This is a genomic window from Pseudomonas sp. NPDC089395, from assembly GCF_044749525.1.
Classification (GTDB): Bacteria; Pseudomonadota; Gammaproteobacteria; order Pseudomonadales; family Pseudomonadaceae; genus Aquipseudomonas.
The window spans coordinates 156,927-179,012 of sequence record NZ_JBIVID010000002.1 but is presented as its reverse complement, the minus strand read 5'-3'; the positions used below and the strand labels follow the sequence as shown (position 1 = coordinate 179,012).

Here is a 22,086-nt window from a genome sequence, read left to right as displayed (position 1 = left end):
CGTGATTGCTGCGAATTCGAGTGGCAGTCAGTCAAGCACGGCCTGGAATTCCGTTTAAAGCAATTCTGTTTTGCAGCTATCTGCCATTGAAGTAGCCCTCGATTCTGTCGGAGGCTCTTCTTCAAGACGGTTGGGATTCCCACCCTACACGTTCCTCACCTTAATGGGGCATTGGCTAACGGCCCCAGTGCCTCCTCCACCTAAAAGAGCAGCTTATGACTAACCTTTTTTGTCCCTTTGATCTATCAGGAATCGAGCTTTCTAACCGGATCGTTATGGCTCCCATGACTCGTGTCAGGGCGCCTGATGACATCGCTAATGCTGGGATTGCCCTGCACTACACTCAGCGTGCAACAGCAGGGCTGATCGTTACGGAGGGCACGCCAATATCGCGTGAGGGTCAGGGGTATATCTTTAACCCTGGTATTTATACACCCGCACAGATCGAAGGATGGAAGCTGACCACTGATTCAGTCCACTCGGTCGGGGGCGAATCTATGCGCAGATCTGGCATGTTGGGCGGCTGTCGCATCCGTCTATCCAAGACAATGGTACATCTCCAGTCAGTGCTACATCCAAACAAGCTAGGGCGTCGCAAGCCTTTGGTTATGACGCACAGGGTAAGCCTGCGAGGTTGCATTCCCCTGCCCCTCGCCGTTTGAGTACTGAGGAGGTAGAGCGAGTTATCCGTGATTTCGCCGATGCCGCAAACAACGCAGTGAAGGCTGGATTCGATGGCGTGGAAATCCATGGCGCGAACGGTTATCTGCATGAGCAGTTTTTAAACCCGCATGTCAACGATCGCAGCGACCGGTACTCTGCAGAAACGCTTGAGAACCGTATCCGCTTCACTTTGGATGTTATCGATGCCTGTATAGAGCGCATTGGTTCTGAGCGAGTAGGCATTCGATTGTCACCATACGGTGAACTTTTCGATATGCCTCTCTATGACGAGATTGATCAGACCTATGAGCAATTAGCGATTGAGGCAGGTGAAAGAAATCTTTCCTATGTTCATATCATGAACCAGAGAGGGGCAGAACGCTTCTACTTTGTCGAGCGCACGAACCAAGACGATGACTTCTTTGTACTCCTAAAAAAGATGAAGGCTCACCTGCCACGCACAGCTTTAATCCTGGCCGGTGGCTTGACCCCAGTTCGGGCAGAGCGCTTGATTACTCAAGGTTATATTGACCTAGCAGCTTTCGGTAAGAACTTCATCAGTAATCCAGACCTGGTTGCTCGGTTTAAGAATGGCTGGCCTTTGGCTCCCGTAAACACTGATCGTATTTACGCTGGTGACTTCACCGGTTATATCGACTACCCGCCCTTTCATGCCAACACCTCTGTAAAATAGTCGTCGCGACCTATCGATCGCACCCTCCGCTGCTTCGCTGGGAGGATGCGGTCGTTTTTCGTGCCGTAACCGACGTCCGAGAGCTAAGTCCCACATAATGATCCAATCAAATAGGCCATTTTCAGTCCATTTGTGTCGAGCTTAAGGAGTCAGTTGAATGGGAGTCGACTACCCGGAATCAATCGATTTAGAACAGCCGCACGATCGAGCAAAATCCTCATAAGCTGCATTGAAGATTCGGACAAAGCCTCAAATTTCGAGTACACAAAGCTGATATCGAACTCAATGGGCTCTACCAACCGAACTACGGCTAAGCCGCTATCTTGTGCCACGAACTCATCGACCAACGCAATACCTAAACCTTGTTTCACCAAGGCAACGCCCTCAACTGCCGTGGTGAAATTGAGAATTGGAGAATAAGCAAGCGCCTGATCCTCAAACGCTTTCGCCAAAATTCCACCAAAGGGTATGTCGCGCCTGAATAACAGCAGTTCAAAGTCGGCCAACTGCTTTAGGGTTGCAACCTCCTGGCTCGCAAGAACATGGTCTGGCGGCACAGCGCACACCATGCTGCCGCGCATAAATGGAAAACAGTTAAGGTGCTCATGCTCCACAGGAAGGGCTGCAACAGCAAGATCTATCTGTTTTCCGAGTAGCTGAGCAGGCATGTCTCTTATGAGTGCAGTTTGCCAGTGGATGTCAAGCCCCGGGACTTCACGCTTCAACTTCGCTAACGCGTAAGGGATAAGCACTGTCGAAAGTGTAGTACTACAGCATATTCGCAACTGCCGAGCCGGCTGCCCTGCCAACGCCATCGCACACTCATTGACCGCTTGGGCGGCGAGGTAAACTCGCTCTACTTCTCGATAAAGAGTGTGAGCTTCTGCAGTAGGTACCAGCCTGTTGTTAACCCTCTCGAATAGCCTGTAGCCCAGACGAGCCTCCACATACTGGATGAGCTTGCTGACCGCCGGTTGGGTGACATACATCATCTTTGCAGCCGCGCTGACCGACCCCGTGAGCATCACGGCTCGGAACATTTCCATGTGGCGCATCTTGAATACCCACTGGGCGGAGTCTGACATGGACATGAACATCATTACCTTGGCTAATGGTTTAGGCGATCTCGTCATGAGCGTCGCCGGCTGAGTCGTCGTAATGTGGTTACGAGCCACAATAACAGTGGGCCTTGCCTTCTTCGAAAGGTCAAGCCGCTGACCGAAGCCTACCGGTTGAATTGTGGCCCTTTTGCTGATGCTTGCTCGTGTGTGGGACGTGGCTCAGAAAGGACTCTGAGCTCGCGTCCTTTTTTGCCACGCCCGCCGAGCCTGCGCGCTACCAACCAATAATGATAAGAGGCACCCCAAATGGCGATCGATACTCCCGTGCTAGATACGCCCGCGACTCAAGCGCGGCGTACGCGGACACGCTTCATGATCCTGGCCTTGATCTCCGGCGGCACAATGATCAATTACCTTGACCGCACGGTCATGGGTATTGCAGCCCCAGCCATCAGCCAAGACCTGGGCCTGTCAGCAGTGATGATGGGCTTAATCTTCTCTGCGTTCTCTTGGACTTACGCTGCTGCTCAAATCCCGGGCGGCATCCTCATTGACCGGCTCGGCACGAAGCTGACCTACTGGCTAGCACTGACACTGTGGTCAGTGTTCACTGCGCTACAGGGCCTAGCACAAGGCTTTGCGTCGCTTCTGGGCCTCCGAATGCTAGTCGGCGCTTCCGAGGCTCCATGCTTTCCGACCAACAGCCGCGTTGTCGCCACATGGTTCCCGCAAAGCGAGCGCGCTCGAGCAACGGGTATTTACACCTTCGCTGAGTATGTAGGTCTCGCCTTCCTCTCCCCTGCGCTGTTCTGGGTTCTGCATGCCTACGGATGGCGAGTGCTGTTACTGAGTGTTGGCGCTGTAGGTGTGCTCTATGGCTTGGTTTGGTGGCGGAAATACCATGAACCACACGAGTCGCGCACCGCAAACAAGGCCGAGCTCGATTACATCCGCGAAGGTGGCGGTGTGGTCGACGGTGGTCAAAAAGCTACTCGCTTTGAATGGCGTCAGATCCCTGCTCTGCTCAAGCATCGCAACATGCTGGGCATTTGCCTTGGTCAATTTGCGTGTAACTCCACGAACGTCTTCTTCCTGACATGGTTCCCGACTTACTTGGTTACAGAGCGCCATATGCCCTGGCTGAAGGTAGGTTGGGTCGCCGTGTTGCCCTTCATTGCTGCATCGCTGGGAACCTTGGTGGGTGGCTGGCTCTCGGACGCGCTGCTGCGCCGCGGTTATTCCTTGAACGTGGCACGCAAGCTGCCAGTCATCGCAGGCCTACTCACTGCATCCGTGATCGTACTCGCAAACTACGTCGATTCTGACGCCTTGGTGATCGCGATCCTGTGTGTCGCTTACTTCGCACAGGGCATGTCTGCACTCGCATGGATGATCGTTTCTGATATCGCCCCCAAAGGCATGCTTGGTCTCTCTGGCGGTGTGTTCAACCTGTTTGCTAACGCAGCCGGCATCGTGACTCCACTGACGATCGGCGTGATCGTTTCCACAACAGGTTCCTTCGTCTGGGCACTTGCGTTCGTGTCGTCTATCACCGTGCTCGGTGCCCTTTGCTACCTCTTCATCGTGCGTGATCTCACCCGTTTGCCTGCCATTGAGCAGCCTGAGCAAGGACTTACCAAATGAAACAGTATCTCGAAGGCCAAACGGCGATTGTGACTGGCGGCATGCGGGGGATAGGACTGGGCATCGCAAAGCGCCTCCACACCTCAGGCGCGAGAGTTGTGATCTGGGATCTGAATGTCGACAACTGGGATGCAGAGGCTAATGGTTTTGAGCCGGCGCTTCGGCAGGCCGTCAATGTCGCCTCCCTCGCATCCGTGGAAGAGGCTTTTGCTGTAGCTGCAGCCGAGTTCGGTCGCATCGACATCCTGGTAAACAACGCCGGAATCAATGGCCCCGTTACACCCTCTTGGGAATATCCGATCGAAGCGTGGGATCAGGTCATCGCCGTAGACCTGAACGGAGTGTTCTATTGCTGCAGAACCGCCATCCCCCACATGCGTGCCAATGGCTATGGACGGATTGTTAACGTTGCATCCATGGCGGGTAAAGACGGGGTGCAATACATCTCCGCCTACTCAGCTGCCAAGGCCGGTGTGATCGCTTTCACTAAGGCTGCTGCTAAAGAGCTCGCCCAAGACGGCGTAATTCTGAACTGCATCGCTCCCGCAATGGCCGAAACCGCGCTCATGAACGAAATGACGCCAGAGCACATCGCCGCCAGCAAAGCGAAGATTCCGATGGGCAGGTTCCTGCAGATTGAAGAGATCGCCAATATGGTCAACTGGATTGCTGGGCCAGAGTGCAGCTTCACCACAGGGTTCGTCTTCGACTTGAGCGGCGGGAGGGCGACATATTGAAACGCTTGAGTGTTGCTCATCTCACGGCCCTCGACTTGGCACCAGTTGCCTTAGCTAAGGAAGCTGCCCAGGCTGGATTCACACATGTCGGACTTCGCCTGCATCCAGCCATGAAGGGCGGTCTGGCTTATCCAGTGCGCTCAGGCACCCCAGCAATGGCCGAACTCCTTAGCGTGCTCAAGAGCGAAGACATTAGGGTCAATGATGTTGAATTCGTTGAACTGACGCCTGAAATCGACGTGAAGAGTGTGGAATGGCTTTTGGAGGCCGCAGCGGAGCTTGGCGCTGATTCCCTGACGGTTTCCGGTGATGATCCAGACTTTCCTCGGCTCAGCACAAACTTCAGCAGTCTTTGCGACCTGGCCGCGCCTTATGGGATCCGCATCAACATTGAATTCATGCGCTGGCGTGATGTGGCCAACCTCAAGCAGGCCGCTGCGCTTGTTGAAGCGGCTGGTAAACAGAACAGCGGAATCCTCTTGGATGCGCTGCATCTGTTCAGGGCGGGGAATACGCTGGCTGATCTTCAGCAGGTTGATCCCGGGTGGTTGGCAGATGTCCAACTATGCGACGCCCCTCTTGCTCCCCCCTCCCCTGAACTCATCATTCAGGAAGCCCGGGAGGGGCGCTTAATGCCTGGGAGCGGATTGCTGCCCCTTGCTGAGCTGATTGAGGTGCTGCCGCGAGATGTTCGTTACGGCGTGGAGGTGCCGGTTAAAGGCCTATCAGCAAGTGAACGCATGAAGCGAGGTGCTGACAGCATCTTCACATCGACGCTTTCCGGGCTGCTCTACCCATCTTAATCAACTCGAGGCCTGAGCAAGCACAGTTAAAACAGACCTCGCGCGACAGCCTCCCGCCGTCGCGCTTATAGCCCAATATTCAAAGCCACCGGATTGGTAGGTGATCGATGGAACCCTCCCATATCGATCCTCTACCGGTGGATGGAACACAGTTTTCTCCTCGTAGGACTCACGCAATATGACTACTCCCCAACCCCCCAACACTAGCCGCTGGCCTATCTGGCTCGCCGTGTTAGGCATGCTGATCTTCGCCCTGCCCTTCATCGGTTTAGGCGCCTACCTGGCAGGCCTTGGAGGATCATGGTACTTCCTGCTCGCTGGCGTAGGTTTCCTAGTATCAGCAGTGCTCACAGCACGTAGACGGCTAGAAGGGTTTTGGTTGTTCGCCCTCGTCATCATCTGTTCGGTTATCTGGGCACTGGTAGATGTTGGCCTGCAGTTCTGGCCATTGATCTCAAGGCTCTTCGCCCTTGGCGTCCTCAGCTTGGTCGTGGCACTGGTTTATCCAACGGCGTTGAGAGCGCACGGTAAAGCGCATATCGCCGGATCCTACAGTGTGGCAGGCGTTTTGTTCTTGGCATTGATCGGTGGATTCTGGGGTATGTTCCAGCCTCATAATCCGGTGAACGGCCAAGGGCCAGGTTTGACAAGCGTTGATCCTGCCCTCGCGCAGAAGAATTGGCAGTCCTATGGTAATGATGCAGGGGGTAGCCGGTTTGCTGCACTGGATCAGATCAACCGCAGCAACGTCAGTAAACTCGTGCCGGCGTGGACGTACCACACCGGTGACGTTGCGCTCAGCGATGGTAACGGAGCTGAAGATCAACTGACGCCATTGCAAATCGGCAACAAAGTCTTCATCTGCACCCCTCACAACAACGTGATTGCACTGGATGCGGACACCGGTAAAGAGCTGTGGAGACACGACACCAACGCTAAAACTAAATTGTGGCAACGGTGCCGCGGCATGGCGTACTTCGATGCCTCTACGCCGCTCATTCAGCCCTCGGACGGAAGCACTCCCGTACCCGCTGTTGCCGTAGCTGCAGGCGCCAATTGCCAGCGTCGCCTATTCACCAACACTATCGACTCTCGACTGATCGCTGTGGATGCCGACACGGGTGCCCTCTGCCAAGGCTTCGGAGTGAACGGTGAGGTAAATCTGAAAGACGGTATGGGCGACATGCCAGATTCCTACTATTCACTGTCATCTCCGCCTCAAGTTGCGGGTACCACGGTGGTAGTAGGCGGGCGAATCGCTGACAACGTACAAACTGACATGCCAGGCGGCGTGATTCGGGGCTTCGATGTTGTCACTGGTGCCATGCGCTGGGCATTTGACCCAGGCAATCCCACTGACCGGGCCGCACCTGATTCTGGAAAGACGTACGTGCGGAGCACCCCAAACAACTGGGCTCCGATGACCTATGACCCATCCTCGAATACCATCTTCCTGCCTATGGGCAGCTCCTCCACCGATATTTACGGTGTCGAGCGTACTGCTCTCAACCACAAGTATGGCGCTTCCGTACTTGCTCTCAACGCCACCACTGGTGAGGAGAAATGGGTCTATCAGACGGTTCACAACGATCTCTGGGACTTTGACCTGCCCATGCAGCCAAGCCTGGTCGATTTCCCTGTTGATGGAAAATCTGTGCCTGCTGTAGTCATTGGTACCAAAGCGGGTCAGATCTTCGTTCTCGACCGAGCTACTGGTAAGCCTCTGACTCATGTGGAGGAGGTACCGGTTAAAGCGGCCGACATTCCTAACGAGCAGTATTCACTTACCCAGCCGAAGTCGTTGGGCATGCCACAAATTGGCGCTCCTACTCTTACTGAATCAGATATGTGGGGCGCGACACCGTTTGACCAAATGCTGTGCCGGATCTCCTTCAAGCAGATGCGATACGAGGGTCTATTCACCGCCCCTGGAACTGATCTGTCGCTGAGTTTCCCAGGCTCCTTGGGCGGAATGAATTGGGGTGGGCTGTCGTTTGATCCCGTTCATGGCTACATCTTCGCCAATGACATGCGGCTCGGCTTGTGGGTGAAGATGACTCCTCAAGAGAAGAATGCGCCCACTGCGTCTGGCGGCGAAGCGCTGAATACCGGGATGGGAGCAGTCCCGCTCAAAGGTACTCCTTACTCAGTCAATAAAAACCGTTTCCTGTCGATCGCTGGCATTCCTTGCCAAGCGCCACCGTTCGGAACACTGACTGCGATTGACATGAAAACCCGTCAAATCGCATGGCAGGTACCAGTCGGTACCGTCCAGGACACTGGGCCACTCGGTGTCAAAATGCACCTGCCGCTTCCGATCGGCATGCCAACCTTGGGAGGTACACTGTCGACCCAAGGTGGCTTGGTATTCATTGCGGGTACGCAAGACTACTACCTTCGCGCTTACAACACCGCCGATGGCAGCGAAATCTGGAAGGCCAGGCTGCCAGTTGGCAGTCAAGGCGGGCCAATGACCTACGTGTCTCCGAAAACAGGGAAACAGTATGTCGTCATCACCGCCGGTGGAGCCAGACAATCGCCTGACCGCGGCGACTACGTGATCGCCTACGCTCTTCCTTAAGTGCGATTCTAAGCGGGAGCGAGGGTCAAACTTCAAACCCGCAAGCAGTGGTATGCGCGGCTGAAACAGAATTTATTTCAGCCGCGTACCTGTGTAAGTCCGCTCGGGATCTCTAGAAAATAGAGATGGGATAGTCGATGATAATCCTTACCTCATCATCATCTACGTAGCGGTATCCAGTCGAGGAGCGATGGGTAGCTTGTCGGACACGGACAGAGAGATCTCTAGCTGCGCCAGTCTGTACGACATACCGCGCCTCTATGTCCCTCTCCCAGTGGCGAACATCAGCGCCCTCGGGATAGACATAGCGTCGAGTATAAAAAGTGTTATGACTATCTCGGTTATCGATCTGATCGCCTCTGACGTAGCGTGTCATAAACGATAGTCCAGGCACCCCGAACGGTGCCATGTCTAAGTCATAACGCAACTGGAAAGATCGCTCATTGGGCTCAGTAAAGGTCGCGAACTGTACCGCGTTGGCTAAAGAAACTGATCCACCCATGGTGGTAAATGCAGCCCAATCCATCGGCTCATCGCTTTCTACTTTTTGAGCAGCGAATGTGAACGTATGCGCCAGATACTTATAGGCAACCGACATCGACCAGGTTGTGTTATTGATCACGCTGGCCAGTTGACGCCCAGTATCCAACGTTCTGTAAATGTTGCCGTCGAATGTGACCGACTGAGATGGATCAATCTGGTAGCGGTAATTGACGTTGCCGTAGTACTGACGCCAAGTGTCTTCGAGTTCGGAGCCGTACACCGAAAGCTTTAGGTTATCAATAACCGAATATTTAGCACCTACATAGCTCACTGAGTCAATAGCAATGGGTAGGCCGTAGTCCGTAGTGATTGGGTCATCGTTATTAGAAGAGGCAACCCCTCCCTGCCCATAGAAGTGACCTGCATCCAAATGCAGCTTTTCCACGTCCCAACCAAACATCCAGCCGGTCGCAGAGCTTGGAAACAGGCGAACGGTGTTGACCGAGAAAACCGGGACTGCTGGAAATAGATTCCCATACTGGAAAAGCGCTCCATCGTAGCGCAATTTTACTGAAGCACCCGCCTTGTTGAAGTTATCTTGCGGCTTACCATCATCCTGTATAGGCATCAGCCGCAAACCCGTGCGCCCTCCGCCGCTATCGAGTTTGATTCCCAAGAAACTGTAAGCATCTACGCCGACACCAATTTCTCCTGGCGTAAACCCAGATGTGAAATTGGCCATGAAGCCTTGCGCCCACTCTTCTGCATACCCATTGCGGTCACCAGCTGGCTTGAATGCGTTTGTGCCGGTACCACTACTTGCACCATTACGATAGTCACGGTTGAAATAAAAATTTCTAGCCGTCACCGTCAGCTTACTATCACCAATGAAATCGGCATTCTGTTCAGCGTTTGCCCTCCCCTCAAAAAAGACAAAGGGGATGATAGCCAAGCACGCAACTCGGTTCGCAGTCATAGGGTGCACCATCTATTATTTTTGTATTTAGATACAACGAAAGAATGTGACTTTCTGGCCCAGTAGCTTCAATCTTTACAGCTTTCTGATCAACCCTTCCTGAGCCACACTGGCAACCATTGCGCCGTGTGCGTTATAAATATTCCCTCTCGACAGGCCTCTTCCTGTATCAGACCAGGGACTGTCCATCACATACAGAAGCCAATCATCAGCCTTGATATCTTGATGAACCCAAAGAGCATGATCGAGGCTGGCGACCTGCATATTCTCCTGAAGATCTGAAACACCATGAGGCAATAGTGATGTGATGAGCAACCCGATGTCAGAGGCGTAAGCCAGGATTGACCTATGCAGCGTTTGATCTTCGGGTAAGTCACCTGCTGCCTTGAACCAAAAGCGCTTCAAGGGCTGTTGCGCTATTGGCTTGCTGGGATCAATCAAGTCGACAGGACGAATTTGGATCGCTTGGGCCGCGGAAAAACGCAGTCTGACTTGCTCTGCCAATGCCTCATTCCCTTCCATTAAATCAATCTCTAGCGGAAGGGTTTCCGGCCCCGGCACACATGGCATCTTCGTCTGATAACTCAAGCCAGGCTCGAAAATGTGGAACGAAGCCGAAGCAGTGAATATCGGCTTTCCATCCTGACTTGCAGTGATCTGGCGTGTACTAAAGCTTCTGCCATCGTGCAGTGAGTCGACTTGATACAGCACTGGTTTGGCGGCCCTTCCTTTTCGGATGAAATATCCATGAATAGAGTGCAGCACTTTCTCGCTTCCGACGGTCATGCTAGATGCAGCAACGGCCTGGCCCAGCGCCTGGCCTCCGAAAAGTTGCGGTAAATACAGTTCCTGACTAGCGCCACGAAAAATGCCTTGCTCAATGCGTTCAAGCGAGAAAATGTTCACCAGTTCAGCGAGCGAGGTGGTCATGGGTGAGCCTATTGCTGATTCACAAATGGATAATCGGTGTAGCCCTTGGCGTCGCCACCGTAGTAGGTCGAGGAGTCAGGTTTCGTGAGCGGTAACCCCAGTCGAAAACGGTTGGGAAGGTCGGGATTCGCGATAAACGGACGTCCGAATGCCACTGCGTCTGCCAGATTCTGGTTAAGCAAGTGCTGAGCGCTCTGAGCATCGTAGTGACCGCAGTAGATCAAGACGCCCGGAAACTCTTGCCTCAGAGCACGGCGAAAGTCCTCAGTGAGTTTGACTTCCCCTCCCCGCCAATCAGGCTCGTTGATATGCACATACGCCACCTCACGGCGAGACAAATGCTGGGCCAGGTACAGTGCCATCTCTTCTGAATCGTCATCTGTGATATCAAAAATGTCAGTCAAAGGAGAAAGGCGGACACCCACCCGGTCGTAACCGATGGCGATACCTACCGCGTCGACAATCTCAAGCACAATCCTTGCTCTGTTTTGGATCGTGCTGCCGTATTGATCCTTTCGCTTATTCGTACCAGTGGCAGTGAACTGATGGAGGAGATATCCGTTCGCGGCATGGATCTCCACCATGTCACATCCCGCACGAGTGGCGCGAACTGCTGCCCTGCGGTAATCATCCACGATGCCGCCAATTTCATCGGTACTCAGTTCTCGCGGCGTACTGGCGGGCGTCGGCCCAGAGGAGCCATCAGCAAACTCCACGAAGGCCTTGGTAGTCTCACCTCGGATTGCAGTCGGCGCCACAGGCTGAGCTCCTCTTGGCTGAACCAGCTCGTGCGATACGCGCCCTACATGCCAGAGTTGCATCGCCAAGCGGCCCCCTGCAGCATGTACTGCGCGGGCAACACCACCCCAGCCCTTTTCCTGATCGTCGGTGTAGATCCCTGCCGTGTACACGTAGCCAACTGCTGTCGGAGAAATGTTCGTGGCTTCTGAGATAACCAGCCCAGCACTCGCGCGCTGACTGTAGTAGAGCTCTTGAAGCGGCCCAGGTACTGTGTCCGGTGTGCGCGCTCGGGTGAGGGGCGCCATGAGAATCCGGTTGGGAAAAACACAAGCGCCGCATTTCAAAGGTGTGAAGATATCCATGCGATTAACCCTCAGATGCCCTTGTAGACGGGAGTTCGCTTTTCAGTAAACGCAGCGATCCCCTCTTTAAAGTCTTCACTGAGGAGAACACGGCGGAATGCAGTGCGCTCGAGCTCAAGTGCAGCATCAAGGCCGCAGTCTGCACCGCGGCGAACCACTTGCAACGAAGACCTGACAGCCAATGGGCCGTTTCGCACAATCAGCTCCGCGATTTCCATTGCACGAGGCAGGAGTTGGTCAGGCTCAACCAGCTCACTAACCAAACCCTCAGCCAACGCTCTATCTGCCGTTATCGGTTCACCGGTCAAAATCATTTGAGTCGCCAATGAAGTAGGCACCGCCCGCGCAAGACGGGTTACGCCCCCCGCCCCAGCGATAACACCCCATTTGGGTTCAGGAAGAGCGAATCGAGCATGAACTACAGAGATTCTGATGTCGCATGCCAAAGCGATCTCAAGGCCACCCGCGTAAGCCAGGCCGTTGATGGCAGCAATGATGGGCTTCGTCGTGGGCGGCTTTCGATTGATACCGCAAAAATCACCATCATCCACTTCGCGCTGGGCACGCTCGCGCAGGTATGGAAGGAACGTACCGATGTCAGCACCTGAGCAGAACGCTTTACCGCCGGCTCCAGTAATGACAACAACGTGCACTTGGTCATCAGCGTTCACCTTCCCCCAGACCTGCTGGAACGCGAGATGCGATTCGAGGTCAATGGCATTCATGGCCTGGGGCCGATTGATCGTAACGAGGCCTACATGGCCGACTTTTTCAAACATGATGGACATGGCGGACTCACTCAATTGGCTGGCTGGAAACGCTGACGCAGGTCGCGCTTAAGAATTTTGCCGTTGTGATTGAACGGCATTTCCTCGTAGGCGATGTACTCAATGCGCTTCGGTACCTGGTAGCTAGCCAGCAGCTCCTTGGCGTGATTCAGCAGAGACTCGGGATCCGGCAGACTGTCGACTTTCAAAACAACGATGGCAGTGACCTCTTCCCCCCATCGTTCGTTACTCAGGCCGACTACGGCGACCTCTCGGACGTCAGGGTGTTTGGCCAGGACGGCTTCCACTTCTTGCGAGTACACATTGAGCCCGCCCGTTTTGATCATGTCCTTGAGGCGGTCATAAAAATAGACGTAGCCGTTGCTATCCATGTGGGCCAAGTCACCGGTGTGCAGCCATCCGTTAGAGTCGAGGACTTCAGCTGTGGCGTCCGGGCGGTTGTGGTACCCCAGCATGACGGTCGGCCCACGCAATACGATCTCGCCGACTTCTCCAGGTACTGCCACTTGGCCATTAGCGTCGTGGATCTCAACTTCCATGTTGATGAACGCCCTGCCAATCGAGTCAGGAGCCTTCTGATAATCCTCCTCCTTGAGCACGGTGGCGATCGGGCCAGCCTCGGTGAGCCCGTACTGATAGAAGATTTCTACCCCAGGAATACATTCCTTCATCGCCTGGCGGTCAGAAGCTGTAAGGATGCCACTCCCCACGTACCAACGCTTGAAGCTCGAAAGGTCAAGGGATTTGGACAGCGGATGAAGGATGAACTCTCGAGTCAACGACGGTGGCATGAATGTGTTAGTAACGCGCTCTTGCGCAATCACCCGTAGCACATCCTCGGTGGAATATTTTTCGAGGATGGTCGCAGTGGCGCCGAGGTAAAGATGGGGTAGCAGCCAGCAGTTCAGTGCGGCGGAATGATGCAAGGGCGTTGCGATGAGCGTGTTGTCGCTCTCAATCATCCGGGTATCGATGATTTCGTCCATGCTGTTCCAATACAGATTTGCATGGCTCAACAACACCCCTTTCGACCGGCCCGTCGTCCCGCCGGTATAAAGGATCACTGCAGGATCGTTCGGATCGATTGCTGGCGAGGTGTGCCATTCGCCTGCAGCATTCTTCACAAACTCCGGCAAGGCCTCCAAAGCAACAACAGGAATTGCGAGGTTACCCAGCAGCTGCGCGAACGAATCCTGATGGTGATGAGACACGAAGAGCAGCTTGGCTTCAGAGTCATCCAGTAGCGCGGCGAGTTGCTCGCCTGTCTCACGATAATTTAAGGGTACGGCAACCGCCCCGGCTTTCACGATGCCGAAGAACGCTTCAATCCAGTTGCGACTGGCTGAAGCAATGAATGCCACCTTGTCGCCGTAGCCAATCCCAGCAGCACCTAAGGCATTTGCGACCTGGTTCGCGCCGCGCTCAAGCTCTGCGTATGTAGAACGTCCATATTTATCAATCAGAGCCACTTTGTCCGGGTATCGACGGGCATTGTGGGTGATGTGACCACCAAGCAGCATACGACTCGACATGAGATCTCCTTTTGTAATTGTTATCACGCTGGCGTCGCCCGCACGCAGGGATGCCTTTCAATCTCTCCACCGCAAGAATACCTAACGCTTGTTCGTTTTCAACCCTGAAAAAGTAAAAACTGTGACGAATTGCAGGGCTGAAGGCCTCTTCCGCACCTCAATGCCAGGTCGCCAAGCCTGATTTTGCTTGAAAAATTCCAAGATACCGCTAAAAATAACGGTCGTTAGTTTCCTAAACAAAAACAACAGAGGTGTGCTAATGATCCCGATGACTTTCGATTTTTCGAACCAGGTAGTTCTGATCACCGGCGCTGGTCGCGGCAATGGCGCTATCATCGCCCAAGGATTTGCCCTCGCGAAGGCTACGGTATTGGTAGTCGATATTGATTTCGAAACGGCAGCCAGTACCGCGGCCGAAATCAAAAAAACGGGCGGGGATGCTTTTGGTCTAGCGCTGGATGTCACGGACGACGCTGCGTGCAGGGGCATGGCAGCAGAAATTGAACAGCGCTATGGCGCCGTCAGCGTCCTCATAAATAACGCAGGCCTCCTTTTTCGTGGGCGGTTTGAAGAGCCAGAAACCTTGAAGCACTGGCAGCGGACGGTTGATGTAAACGTGACCGGAATGATCAACGTCACCCATGCCCTGCTCCCACAACTGAAGCGCTCGAAGGGGTCAATCTTGAACATAGCTTCGATTTGCTCATATTCCCCTGGTTCAGAGCTGTCTACCTACAGCACATCCAAAGGCGCAGTGATGCAGCTGACGAGAGCTATGGCAGCTGAGTTCGCTGAGTTCGATGTGAGGGTAAATGGACTAGCCCCAGGGTCATTTCCGACAGCAATGTCGGCTGCTACGCTGGCCGACCCGGAAAAACTCCAGGCCTATATCAGTCACACACCCATGGGGCGAACCGGCCAAGCTCATGAGCTTGTAGGGCCATCTCTGTTCCTGTCCTCCCCGCTTGCGAGCTATATTACTGGCGCAATACTGCCGGTCGATGGTGGATACCTGACTCGCTAAGCCACCCACCCCTTCAATTTGAGACACGAGACCTAATGCGACCAGTTGGTGCGAAACGAGAAGTAACAGAACAGGCAATCCACACAGCCGGCGTTGATCTGATAAGCACCTACGGCTATGAGGCCATGACCCTGCGCATGCTCGCTGAGAAGGTGGGCATGAAGGCTGGATCGCTTTACAACTACTTCAACACCAAGCAGGAATTCTTGGCAATCGTGCTGAAAGCGGTCATGCGCGATCTGCTCCTAGAGTTTACTGAGCGGGTGGATTTCCAGCCTACAACCCTGGCGCGTTTTGAGGCGATGATTATCGTGCACATCGATTTTCACACTCGTCGCCGCAAAGAGGTTTTCATCGGCAACATGGAGCTTCGCAGCCTTGACCAGGAAAATTATCGGATGGTTGTGAGGCTCCGAGCTGAGTATGAACGTCGCGTCCGTCAACTGATCGAGGAAGGTGTCGCAGAAGGCATCTTCCATGTGACGGACAGCAACCTGACTACTAAGGCGCTGATCTCCATGCTCACCGGAATCTGCTCCTGGTATGACCCAGAGGGTCGGTTAACCATCGAAGATCTTGAGGGGCAGCACATAGAGCTGGCCTTGCGAATGGTGAGTTACAAATCATCGTGAGAAAAAGAACCCCACTAACGTGGGGTTCTCCTTTTCTAGGCCTTGTATTTTGTGAGGCTGCCTCCTCGCATGACCTTACCAGGCAGCTGTCTTCCGAAAACTGACTCGGCCAAATGAGCGACCTCGATCAGCTTTTCCAGATCTACGCCAGTCTCGATGCCCATTTCTTCACACATGAAGACCAAGTCCTCTGTGCAGATATTTCCAGCAGCGCCTTTGTGACCCGCGAACGGGCAGCCACCCAATCCGGCACACGAACTATCGAATTTAGCCACACCAAGCTTGAGCGCGGCATATACGTTGGCAAGCCCTGTGCCGCGGGTGTCGTGCAGGTGCAAGGCGAGAGGCAACTCTGGCCAGCGCTCTCTAACGGCACCAATGGTACGTTCCATGAGCAGAGGATTAGCCCAGCCCACGGTGTCAGCAAGGTACAAGCCTCTAAGCGCGACATCCGCGTCGCGAGCGAGCTCAAGTACCTCGCCGACCATACGCACCACCTGCGGGATAGGCATGTAGCCCTCATAATTGCAACCGAAGGCGGTCATGACGTAGCCCCACTCAACCTGAACATCATGCTCAGCGTAGGACTTCAACCACGCCCGCTGCTCGTCGAGTGTTTGCTCAATATTTTTATTGGTGTTCTTGATCGAGAAGGTTTCAGAAGCGGTCACCCGGATCGAGCCAATCACATCTAAGGGGGACTGATAGGCTCTCTCCAGCCCTTGCTGGTTCAGCCACAAGCCTGTGTAGCGTACGCCTGGTTTTTTTCGAATCGCCTCAGCCAGCTCATCGGCATCTGCCATTCCTGGAACACGCTTCGGGTTCACGAATGACACACAGTCGATCTGCTTCAGCCCCGTATCCGCCAACGCATGAATGAGTTCTGCTTTACGCTCGACCGGGATTGGATTGGGCTCGATTTGGAAACCTTCGCGCGGCCCCTCTTCGTTGATAGCAATTCGTTTAGGCAAGTCGGTCATGTCAATTACTCCAGATTTTGCCCGGCAAATTCGCCTTCAAGGAACTTGTTGGGACGCAGGAAGAACGAGATCACAAGTGCGCCATTCGGCGACCATGCAAGATGTCGATTGCCCCGTGGACGCCAGACGAAGTTTCCCGCGGTGACCTCACCCTCGTCGTCAACGATGCTGCCTTCAAGCACATAGGTTTGCTCGATTTCAACGTGCTCGTGCAGTGGCAGACGTGTCCCGGGAGCCCAGCGGAAAAGAGCCGTAAGCAATCCGGTCTCTTGATCCTGGAGCAGAATCTTCATATCGATCCCGGGCGTAGGCGTCGGTTTCCAGGGCAAGAGCTCCAGGCTCACGTAACGAGAGGCTAGCGCTGGGAGCAAATCCAGCTCGGCAAGGTTAGGTGTTGTAGCCGCCATGACTGTCTCCTTTAGGCTGGCTGCGCAGCTGGAAAAAGCGATTCGCTGTGCGCATCAATGAATCGGGTATGAACCGCGGTGTCCCGATAAGCGGGGTGGCTGAGCACTCTCAACAAGAATTCGCGATTGGTACGCAGACCGGTGATGATTAAGCCGCTCAGCGCTTCTTGTAGCCGCTCCACCGCTTGGGCACGGTCGTCGCCATGAGCAATGATCTTCATGACCATTGGGTCGTAGAACGGAGTGATCCGATCACCGGCAACGAAGCCCGTGTCAATGCGCACGCCGTTAACAGATGGAAGCACCAGAGTTTCAATCAGACCTGGCGCAGGCAGGAATTTCTTCTCAGGCGTCTCAGCGTATATGCGCGCCTCAATCGCATGACCGGTGGCGCGAATTGCGTTTTGAGCGAGCTCCTGCTGCAGGTCTTCACCTAACGCATGTCGGATTTGAGCGGCGACTAGATCAACCCCGGTGATGGCCTCGCTAACGGGATGTTCGACCTGAATGCGAGTATTCATTTCCAGGAAAGCGTATGACTGGGAGTCGTCGTCGTAGAGAAACTCCACAGTACCTGCCCCGTCGTACCGGCAAGCGCTGGCCAATCGCACGGCGGCCTCAGCCATGTGTTCGATCACATTCCGGGGCACGCGTGGTGCCGGCGACTCCTCCAATACTTTCTGATAGCGCCGTTGAATTGAGCAGTCACGCTCAAAAAGATGCACGGCTTTCCCGTTACCAAAGCCGAAGATCTGAACCTCAATGTGCCGGGCACTGAGAATCAGTTTTTCGAGAAACACGGTTCCATCACCAAAAGCACGTTCGGCCATCCTTTGCGTGCTTGCAACGGCATCGATTAGCTCCGCCTCAGAATGAACAGGTTTCAACCCGATGCCACCGCCACCAGCCGAGGCTTTAACCAGCAGCGGGTACCCGACCGCTGCAGCTGCCACTCGCAGGGCTTCAGGGTCATCGGCTGTGACATTTTCCGCCGCTGGTTGAACGGGAACGCCCGCCTCGATCGCAAGATGACGGGATCGTTGCTTGTCGCCCATCGCCTTGATGACTGCTGCTGTAGGGCCGATGAATTTGATTCCGGCTGTATGGCAAGCATCCGAAAAGTCGGTGTTTTCAGACATAAACCCGTAGCCAGGGTGCACCAGCGTCGCGCCGCTTTTCTTCGCTGCCTCTAGCACCTTTCCAGCGTCAAGATAACTCTCCGAAGCTTTGGCCGGGCCCAAATGGAATGCCTCATCCGCCATCTTAACGTGCTGAGCCTGCGCGTCGGCGTCCGAGTAAACCGCCACCGTAGGAATGCCAAGCAGCCGTGCTGAACGAATTACGCGGCAGGCGATCTCGCCTCGGTTCGCGACCAGTAGTTTTTGTTGTGTCACGCCAACCTCCTAGAAACAAACGGTTGTAAGTATTCCATTAACCAGAAAACCCTTCCCCTACTAGCTAGAAAATCGGGCTATCCAGCCAGTTTAGGAAAATTTACGTGAAGGGTTGTGCTGCCAGATGAGCGTAGCTATATTCTAGAAAACTAACAACCGTTAGATAAAACAAGAAAGGAGACCGCAGTGACCTCCACCGACCTTCTCATCAGTCGCCAAGGCGCGCGTGCAACCATAACGATTTCAAACCCCGCCAAACGCAATGCGATCGCCACCGCTACTGCCTCGCAGCTGGTAGATGCACTCAAGCAACTGGATCTGGAGCCCGATGTCCGGGTGATCGTGATCACGGGCCAAGGGGAATGCTTCTCTTCCGGGGGTGACCTGGATGAGTTCCTCGCGACGGTCGACGCGGGCGCCACTCAGCTCTGGGAAACGGGTGATGCATGGCAGGCGCTCTTTGGGTTGATCCCCACGCTCAGCAAGCCAGTTATCGCTCGCGTTGTAGGCCCTGCTATGGCGGGTGCTTGCGGGCTAGTGGCGGCCTGCGACTTTGCCTATGCGAGCCAAGAAGCGACTTTTGGCTCACCGGAAATCAAGATTGGGTTGTTCCCCCTGTTCATCCTCCCTGCTCTGCTTAACCGCATGGGTCAACGCCATGCCCTTGACCTAGTGATGACTGGACGAACCATCGGTTCTGCTGACGCGGTTCGCATGGGCTTGATCAATGCGGCTGTGGAACCTAGTCAGCTCGATGATTTGATCGAGACCCAGGTGGCTGCTTTCGCCCGACTTGAACCTGCCACGGTGAGGCGTGGTAAGCACGCTTTCCACAAAATATCGTCCGTTGGCTTCGAGGAAGGCCTTGAACTCGCGCGTGGATTGCGTCCCGCCTTTATGTGTTCGGAAGAGCTCCGTCGGGGTATCGAAAAATTCTTCACTAAGAAAGGAGCTCAAGCATGAGCGGCATCGAGAACGTAAAAGAACTGCAGCGCCGAGTCGAAATTGCCATGGCTGGCGGCTCCGATAAGGCGAAGGAAAAGCACAAAGCGCAGGGTAAAATGCTGGTGCGTGAACGCTTGGAGTTCATCTTCGACAACGGTGAGTATCTCGAAGACGGATTACTGGTTGGGGCATCTCGAGGGATGCCCGGCGACGCCGTTGTTACCGCAATTGGCAAGATTGATGGGCGGGAAGTTGCAGTCATTGCCAACGACATGACTGTGAAAGCCGGTACCTGGGGCTACCACACCTTCCGCAAGATCGTACGGATGCAAGAGATTGCTGTCGCCAGCAAGATGCCCATTATCTATTTGGTGGACAGCGCCGGCGCCCGAATCGATAGCCAGTTCGACTGCTATCTCGGCCGAATCGCTTGGGGGAATATTTTTTACACCCAAGTGCAGATTTCAGGCGTGGTACCGCAGATTTGTGTCCTGTTTGGCCCTTCGCCTGCAGGCTCCGCTTATGTGCCAGCCCTCTGCGACCTGATCATTATGGTCGATAAGCAAGCCACGGCCTACCTGGGCTCACCGCGCCTTGCAGAAATGGCGATCGGTGAAAAAGTGACTGAAGAGCAGATGGGCGGTGCGCGCATGCACTGCGCCGTTAGCGGCCTGGGGGACTACCTCGCTCAAACCGAAGACGAGGCTCTCAAAGCTGCTGTCGACTACCTGCGATTCTTCCCATCGCACAATAGCGACCTGCCGCCGCTGCGCGAGAGCCAGAAGCCTTCGTCCTCGCGCAAGATCAGCGAAATCGTTCCGCCCGATCAGAACCGCCCCTTCGACGTGAAGGAGCTTATCGAGTCGCTGGTAGACGCGGACAGTCTCTTTGAAGTCAAAGCACTTTTCGCCAAGGAAATGTTCACTGGACTCGCCTACCTCGGCGGGCGCCCGGTAGGGATCGTGGCCAACAATTCGAAGAACAAAGGTGGAGTTTTGTTCAACGACAGCGCAGATAAAGCAACCCGGTTTATCTGGGCCTGCAACGCATTCAATGTCCCCCTTCTGTTCCTGCAGGACATCAGCGGCTACATGATTGGTAGCGCGGTTGAGAAGGCAGGAATCATCCGCCACGGCGCTAAATTGCTCCATGCAGTTTGTGAGGCAAAAGTCCCACGAATCTCGGTGATGATCCGGAAAGGCTATGGCGGCGGCTACCTTGCGATGTCCGGAGGGCCGACTCAGCCTGATGCTCAACTCGCCCTCCCCGGCGCTATGCCGGCACTGATGGGGCCAGAAGCAGCGATCAACGCGATCCACTTCAATGAGATCCAGGCAATGGAAGGCGAAGAGCGTGAACGCTTTATTGCTGAGAAACGCCAGGAGTACGCCAAAGACATCAACGCGTTCGATCCCGCCGACCAGTTCTCTTTCGAAGCGGTGGTGGATCCTGATGCGCTGCGCGAAGACCTCATCAAGCGCTTCACCCTCTACAGCCGTCGGGCAATCCCGCGCATAGACCGTCGCAACGGCATTTACCCAGTTTAACCGTAGCCATACCGGAGATATTCAATGAGTCAGATCAAAGCGCAGATGGCCGGCAACGTCTGGAAAATCAATATTCAGCCAGGCCAGGCCATCGACTTTGGCGATGAGGTCATCATTATGGAATCCATGAAAATGGAGATCCCCGTTGAGGCCGATGAAGCCGGAACAGTCAAGGAGATCCGGGTAGCTGAGGGGGATACGGTAGACGAAGGCGATGTGTTGATCATCCTCGAATGAGCCAAGGAGGCATTTATGAAACTGGCAAGCTTTATCCATAACGGCCGCGCCTCCTATGGTGTAGTCGAGCACGAGCACATCACGGATGCAGGGCAGTCGCTCGCGGTCAAATACCCTGATCTCAAATCTGTACTCGCATGTCCTGAGGGGCTGGATCTTATCGGGAGTCTCAATGATGCTCCGCGGATCCCTGTGGACGCAGTTCAGTGGCTTCCCCCCGTACCAAACCCAGACAAAGTTCTGTGCGTTGGTTTGAACTACAGCAAGCACATTGAGGAGACCGGGCGAGAGGTTCCGAAGCACCCCACTCTCTTCACACGCTTCTCAAGCGCACAGGTTGGACATGATCAGCCGCTGATACTGCCGGCCGCGTCCAAGGCTTTCGACTTTGAGGGTGAATTGGCTGTTGTAATCGCCAAGGGTGGTCGTCATATCAAGGCCGAGGATGCCTTGGAGCACGTCGCTGGCTACAGCGTTTTCAATGACGGCTCGATCCGAGACTGGCAACGGCACACCCTGCAGTTCACCGCCGGAAAGAATTTCGTAGCCTCCGGCAGCTTCGGGCCATGGATAGTAACCAGAGATGAGGTCGCCGATCTGAACAAGCTGGTGCTCACGACCCGGCTCAACGGAGAAGTGGTGCAACATTCCGGAATCGACGATCTGCTGTTCAAGGTGCCTGACCTCATCGCCTACATCTCAACATTCACAGAGCTCCTGCCGGGGGATGTCATCGCTACAGGTACTCCAGGTGGTGTCGGCGCGTTTCGGGAACCACCGCTGTGGATGAAAGCTGGCGACGTGGTTGAGGTCGAAGTCAGCAGTATAGGCACTCTTCGAAATCGCGTAATCGACGAGCAGTAAGTCACCAATTCAGCGCGGGGCCGTTCGGCCCCCGTTTGCAGTCCACGACAAAAACAATACA

At 54.6% G+C, this 22,086-nt stretch carries 19 protein-coding genes and 1 pseudogene; 11 read left to right on the top strand and 9 right to left on the bottom strand.

Annotation, left to right across the window (positions count from 1 at the left end; genetic code table 11):
• The first annotated feature begins 215 nt into the window (after window positions 1-215).
• Window positions 216-1,357: pseudogene (locus tag ACIPZG_RS05815) on the top strand (alkene reductase).
• 149 nt (window positions 1,358-1,506) lie between these two features.
• Here ACIPZG_RS05815 and ACIPZG_RS05810 read toward each other — a convergent pair.
• Window positions 1,507-2,448 carry a LysR family transcriptional regulator gene (locus ACIPZG_RS05810; RefSeq protein ID WP_336084974.1) on the bottom strand — a complete coding sequence of 314 codons (942 nt, stop codon included), beginning with the start codon at window positions 2,446-2,448 and terminating at the stop codon, window positions 1,507-1,509.
• Window positions 2,449-2,724: 276 nt separating this feature from the next.
• Here ACIPZG_RS05810 and ACIPZG_RS05805 point away from each other — a divergent pair, with 276 nt between their 5' ends.
• The 4 genes from ACIPZG_RS05805 to ACIPZG_RS05790 all read left to right on the top strand — a co-directional run bounded on the left by ACIPZG_RS05805 (window position 2,725) and on the right by ACIPZG_RS05790 (window position 8,183).
• Window positions 2,725-4,062, top strand: coding sequence for an MFS transporter (locus ACIPZG_RS05805; RefSeq protein ID WP_400639510.1), 1,338 nt, complete (start codon window positions 2,725-2,727; stop codon window positions 4,060-4,062).
• Window positions 4,059-4,799, top strand: a complete 741-nt coding sequence (locus ACIPZG_RS05800) for an SDR family NAD(P)-dependent oxidoreductase (protein ID WP_336084970.1) — start codon at window positions 4,059-4,061, stop codon at window positions 4,797-4,799. Before ACIPZG_RS05805 ends, ACIPZG_RS05800 begins: the two co-directional genes overlap by 4 nt.
• Window positions 4,796-5,602 (top strand): sugar phosphate isomerase/epimerase family protein, encoded by an 807-nt coding sequence (locus tag ACIPZG_RS05795; RefSeq protein ID WP_400639511.1) that lies wholly within the window; start codon window positions 4,796-4,798, stop codon window positions 5,600-5,602. Before ACIPZG_RS05800 ends, ACIPZG_RS05795 begins: the two co-directional genes overlap by 4 nt.
• A 178-nt stretch (window positions 5,603-5,780) precedes the next feature.
• Complete coding sequence (locus tag ACIPZG_RS05790; protein ID WP_400639512.1) at window positions 5,781-8,183, top strand: glucose/quinate/shikimate family membrane-bound PQQ-dependent dehydrogenase; 2,403 nt, start codon at window positions 5,781-5,783, stop codon at window positions 8,181-8,183.
• A gap of 112 nt (window positions 8,184-8,295) precedes the next feature.
• Here ACIPZG_RS05790 and ACIPZG_RS05785 read toward each other — a convergent pair whose 3' ends face one another.
• From ACIPZG_RS05785 to ACIPZG_RS05765, 5 genes are all read right to left on the bottom strand, one after another.
• The gene (locus tag ACIPZG_RS05785; protein ID WP_400639513.1) at window positions 8,296-9,618 is read right to left on the bottom strand and encodes an OprD family porin; all 1,323 of its coding nucleotides are present in this window, start codon (window positions 9,616-9,618) and stop codon (window positions 8,296-8,298) included.
• 99 nt (window positions 9,619-9,717) lie between these two features.
• Window positions 9,718-10,572: an acyl-CoA thioesterase II gene (locus ACIPZG_RS05780; RefSeq protein WP_336084963.1), complete on the bottom strand. Its 855-nt coding sequence runs from the start codon at window positions 10,570-10,572 to the stop codon at window positions 9,718-9,720.
• 8 nt (window positions 10,573-10,580) lie between these two features.
• Entirely contained in the window at window positions 10,581-11,675 is a 1,095-nt protein-coding gene (locus ACIPZG_RS05775) for an alkene reductase (RefSeq protein WP_336084962.1), read from the bottom strand.
• 11 nt (window positions 11,676-11,686) lie between these two features.
• Window positions 11,687-12,463, bottom strand: coding sequence for an enoyl-CoA hydratase-related protein (locus tag ACIPZG_RS05770; protein WP_336084960.1), 777 nt, complete (start codon window positions 12,461-12,463; stop codon window positions 11,687-11,689).
• Window positions 12,464-12,474: 11 nt separating this feature from the next.
• Window positions 12,475-13,995 carry an AMP-binding protein gene (locus ACIPZG_RS05765; RefSeq protein WP_336084957.1) on the bottom strand — a complete coding sequence of 507 codons (1,521 nt, stop codon included), beginning with the start codon at window positions 13,993-13,995 and terminating at the stop codon, window positions 12,475-12,477.
• A gap of 259 nt (window positions 13,996-14,254) precedes the next feature.
• Between ACIPZG_RS05765 and ACIPZG_RS05760 the strand changes: the two genes are divergently transcribed.
• Together ACIPZG_RS05760 and ACIPZG_RS05755 are read left to right on the top strand one after the other, a co-directional pair.
• The gene (locus ACIPZG_RS05760) at window positions 14,255-15,019 is read left to right on the top strand and encodes an SDR family NAD(P)-dependent oxidoreductase (RefSeq protein ID WP_400639514.1); all 765 of its coding nucleotides are present in this window, start codon (window positions 14,255-14,257) and stop codon (window positions 15,017-15,019) included.
• A 35-nt stretch (window positions 15,020-15,054) separates the two neighbouring features.
• Entirely contained in the window at window positions 15,055-15,651 is a 597-nt protein-coding gene (locus ACIPZG_RS05755) for a TetR/AcrR family transcriptional regulator (RefSeq protein ID WP_336084953.1), read from the top strand.
• Window positions 15,652-15,686: 35 nt separating this feature from the next.
• On the opposite strand, the gene ACIPZG_RS05750 is transcribed toward ACIPZG_RS05755, so the two are convergent.
• Genes ACIPZG_RS05750 through ACIPZG_RS05740 form a run of 3 tightly spaced genes read right to left on the bottom strand, consistent with a single transcriptional unit; the run spans window position 15,687 to window position 18,432 of the window.
• Window positions 15,687-16,631 (bottom strand): hydroxymethylglutaryl-CoA lyase, encoded by a 945-nt coding sequence (locus tag ACIPZG_RS05750; RefSeq protein ID WP_336084951.1) that lies wholly within the window; start codon window positions 16,629-16,631, stop codon window positions 15,687-15,689.
• A 5-nt stretch (window positions 16,632-16,636) separates the two neighbouring features.
• A complete protein-coding gene (locus ACIPZG_RS05745; protein WP_336084949.1) occupies window positions 16,637-17,038 on the bottom strand; it encodes a cupin domain-containing protein in 402 nt (133 codons plus the stop codon).
• An 11-nt stretch (window positions 17,039-17,049) separates the two neighbouring features.
• Window positions 17,050-18,432, bottom strand: a complete 1,383-nt coding sequence (locus tag ACIPZG_RS05740) for a biotin carboxylase N-terminal domain-containing protein (RefSeq protein WP_336084947.1) — start codon at window positions 18,430-18,432, stop codon at window positions 17,050-17,052.
• Window positions 18,433-18,618: 186 nt separating this feature from the next.
• On the opposite strand from ACIPZG_RS05740, the gene ACIPZG_RS05735 reads away from it, so the two are divergent.
• From ACIPZG_RS05735 to ACIPZG_RS05720, 4 genes are read left to right on the top strand one after another with little or no spacing between them, the layout of a single operon-like run.
• The gene (locus ACIPZG_RS05735; protein ID WP_400639515.1) at window positions 18,619-19,395 is read left to right on the top strand and encodes an enoyl-CoA hydratase/isomerase family protein; all 777 of its coding nucleotides are present in this window, start codon (window positions 18,619-18,621) and stop codon (window positions 19,393-19,395) included.
• Window positions 19,392-20,924, top strand: coding sequence for an acyl-CoA carboxylase subunit beta (locus ACIPZG_RS05730; RefSeq protein ID WP_336084943.1), 1,533 nt, complete (start codon window positions 19,392-19,394; stop codon window positions 20,922-20,924). Before ACIPZG_RS05735 ends, ACIPZG_RS05730 begins: the two co-directional genes overlap by 4 nt.
• Before the next feature lie 24 nt (window positions 20,925-20,948).
• A complete protein-coding gene (locus ACIPZG_RS05725; protein WP_336084941.1) occupies window positions 20,949-21,161 on the top strand; it encodes an acetyl-CoA carboxylase biotin carboxyl carrier protein subunit in 213 nt (70 codons plus the stop codon).
• 15 nt (window positions 21,162-21,176) lie between these two features.
• Window positions 21,177-22,025, top strand: a complete 849-nt coding sequence (locus ACIPZG_RS05720; protein WP_336084939.1) for a fumarylacetoacetate hydrolase family protein — start codon at window positions 21,177-21,179, stop codon at window positions 22,023-22,025.
• Window positions 22,026-22,086 lie beyond the last annotated feature (61 nt).

Bases quoted from the DNA above. Each gene is read 5' to 3' on its own strand.
- ACIPZG_RS05780 (WP_336084963.1), bottom strand. From the start codon at position 10,572: ATGACCACCTCGCTCGCTGAACTGGTGAACATTTTCTCGCTTGAACGC.
- ACIPZG_RS05730 (WP_336084943.1), top strand. From the start codon at position 19,392: ATGAGCGGCATCGAGAACGTAAAAGAACTGCAGCGCCGAGTCGAAATT.
- ACIPZG_RS05800 (WP_336084970.1), top strand. From the start codon at position 4,059: ATGAAACAGTATCTCGAAGGCCAAACGGCGATTGTGACTGGCGGCATG.
- ACIPZG_RS05760 (WP_400639514.1), top strand. From the start codon at position 14,255: ATGATCCCGATGACTTTCGATTTTTCGAACCAGGTAGTTCTGATCACC.
- ACIPZG_RS05755 (WP_336084953.1), top strand. From the start codon at position 15,055: ATGCGACCAGTTGGTGCGAAACGAGAAGTAACAGAACAGGCAATCCAC.
- ACIPZG_RS05805 (WP_400639510.1), top strand. From the start codon at position 2,725: ATGGCGATCGATACTCCCGTGCTAGATACGCCCGCGACTCAAGCGCGG.
- ACIPZG_RS05790 (WP_400639512.1), top strand. From the start codon at position 5,781: ATGACTACTCCCCAACCCCCCAACACTAGCCGCTGGCCTATCTGGCTC.
- ACIPZG_RS05750 (WP_336084951.1), bottom strand. From the start codon at position 16,631: ATGACCGACTTGCCTAAACGAATTGCTATCAACGAAGAGGGGCCGCGC.
- ACIPZG_RS05725 (WP_336084941.1), top strand. From the start codon at position 20,949: ATGAGTCAGATCAAAGCGCAGATGGCCGGCAACGTCTGGAAAATCAAT.
- ACIPZG_RS05775 (WP_336084962.1), bottom strand. From the start codon at position 11,675: ATGGATATCTTCACACCTTTGAAATGCGGCGCTTGTGTTTTTCCCAAC.
- ACIPZG_RS05810 (WP_336084974.1), bottom strand. From the start codon at position 2,448: ATGTCCATGTCAGACTCCGCCCAGTGGGTATTCAAGATGCGCCACATG.
- ACIPZG_RS05745 (WP_336084949.1), bottom strand. From the start codon at position 17,038: ATGGCGGCTACAACACCTAACCTTGCCGAGCTGGATTTGCTCCCAGCG.
- ACIPZG_RS05720 (WP_336084939.1), top strand. From the start codon at position 21,177: ATGAAACTGGCAAGCTTTATCCATAACGGCCGCGCCTCCTATGGTGTA.
- ACIPZG_RS05770 (WP_336084960.1), bottom strand. From the start codon at position 12,463: ATGTCCATCATGTTTGAAAAAGTCGGCCATGTAGGCCTCGTTACGATC.
- ACIPZG_RS05765 (WP_336084957.1), bottom strand. From the start codon at position 13,995: ATGTCGAGTCGTATGCTGCTTGGTGGTCACATCACCCACAATGCCCGT.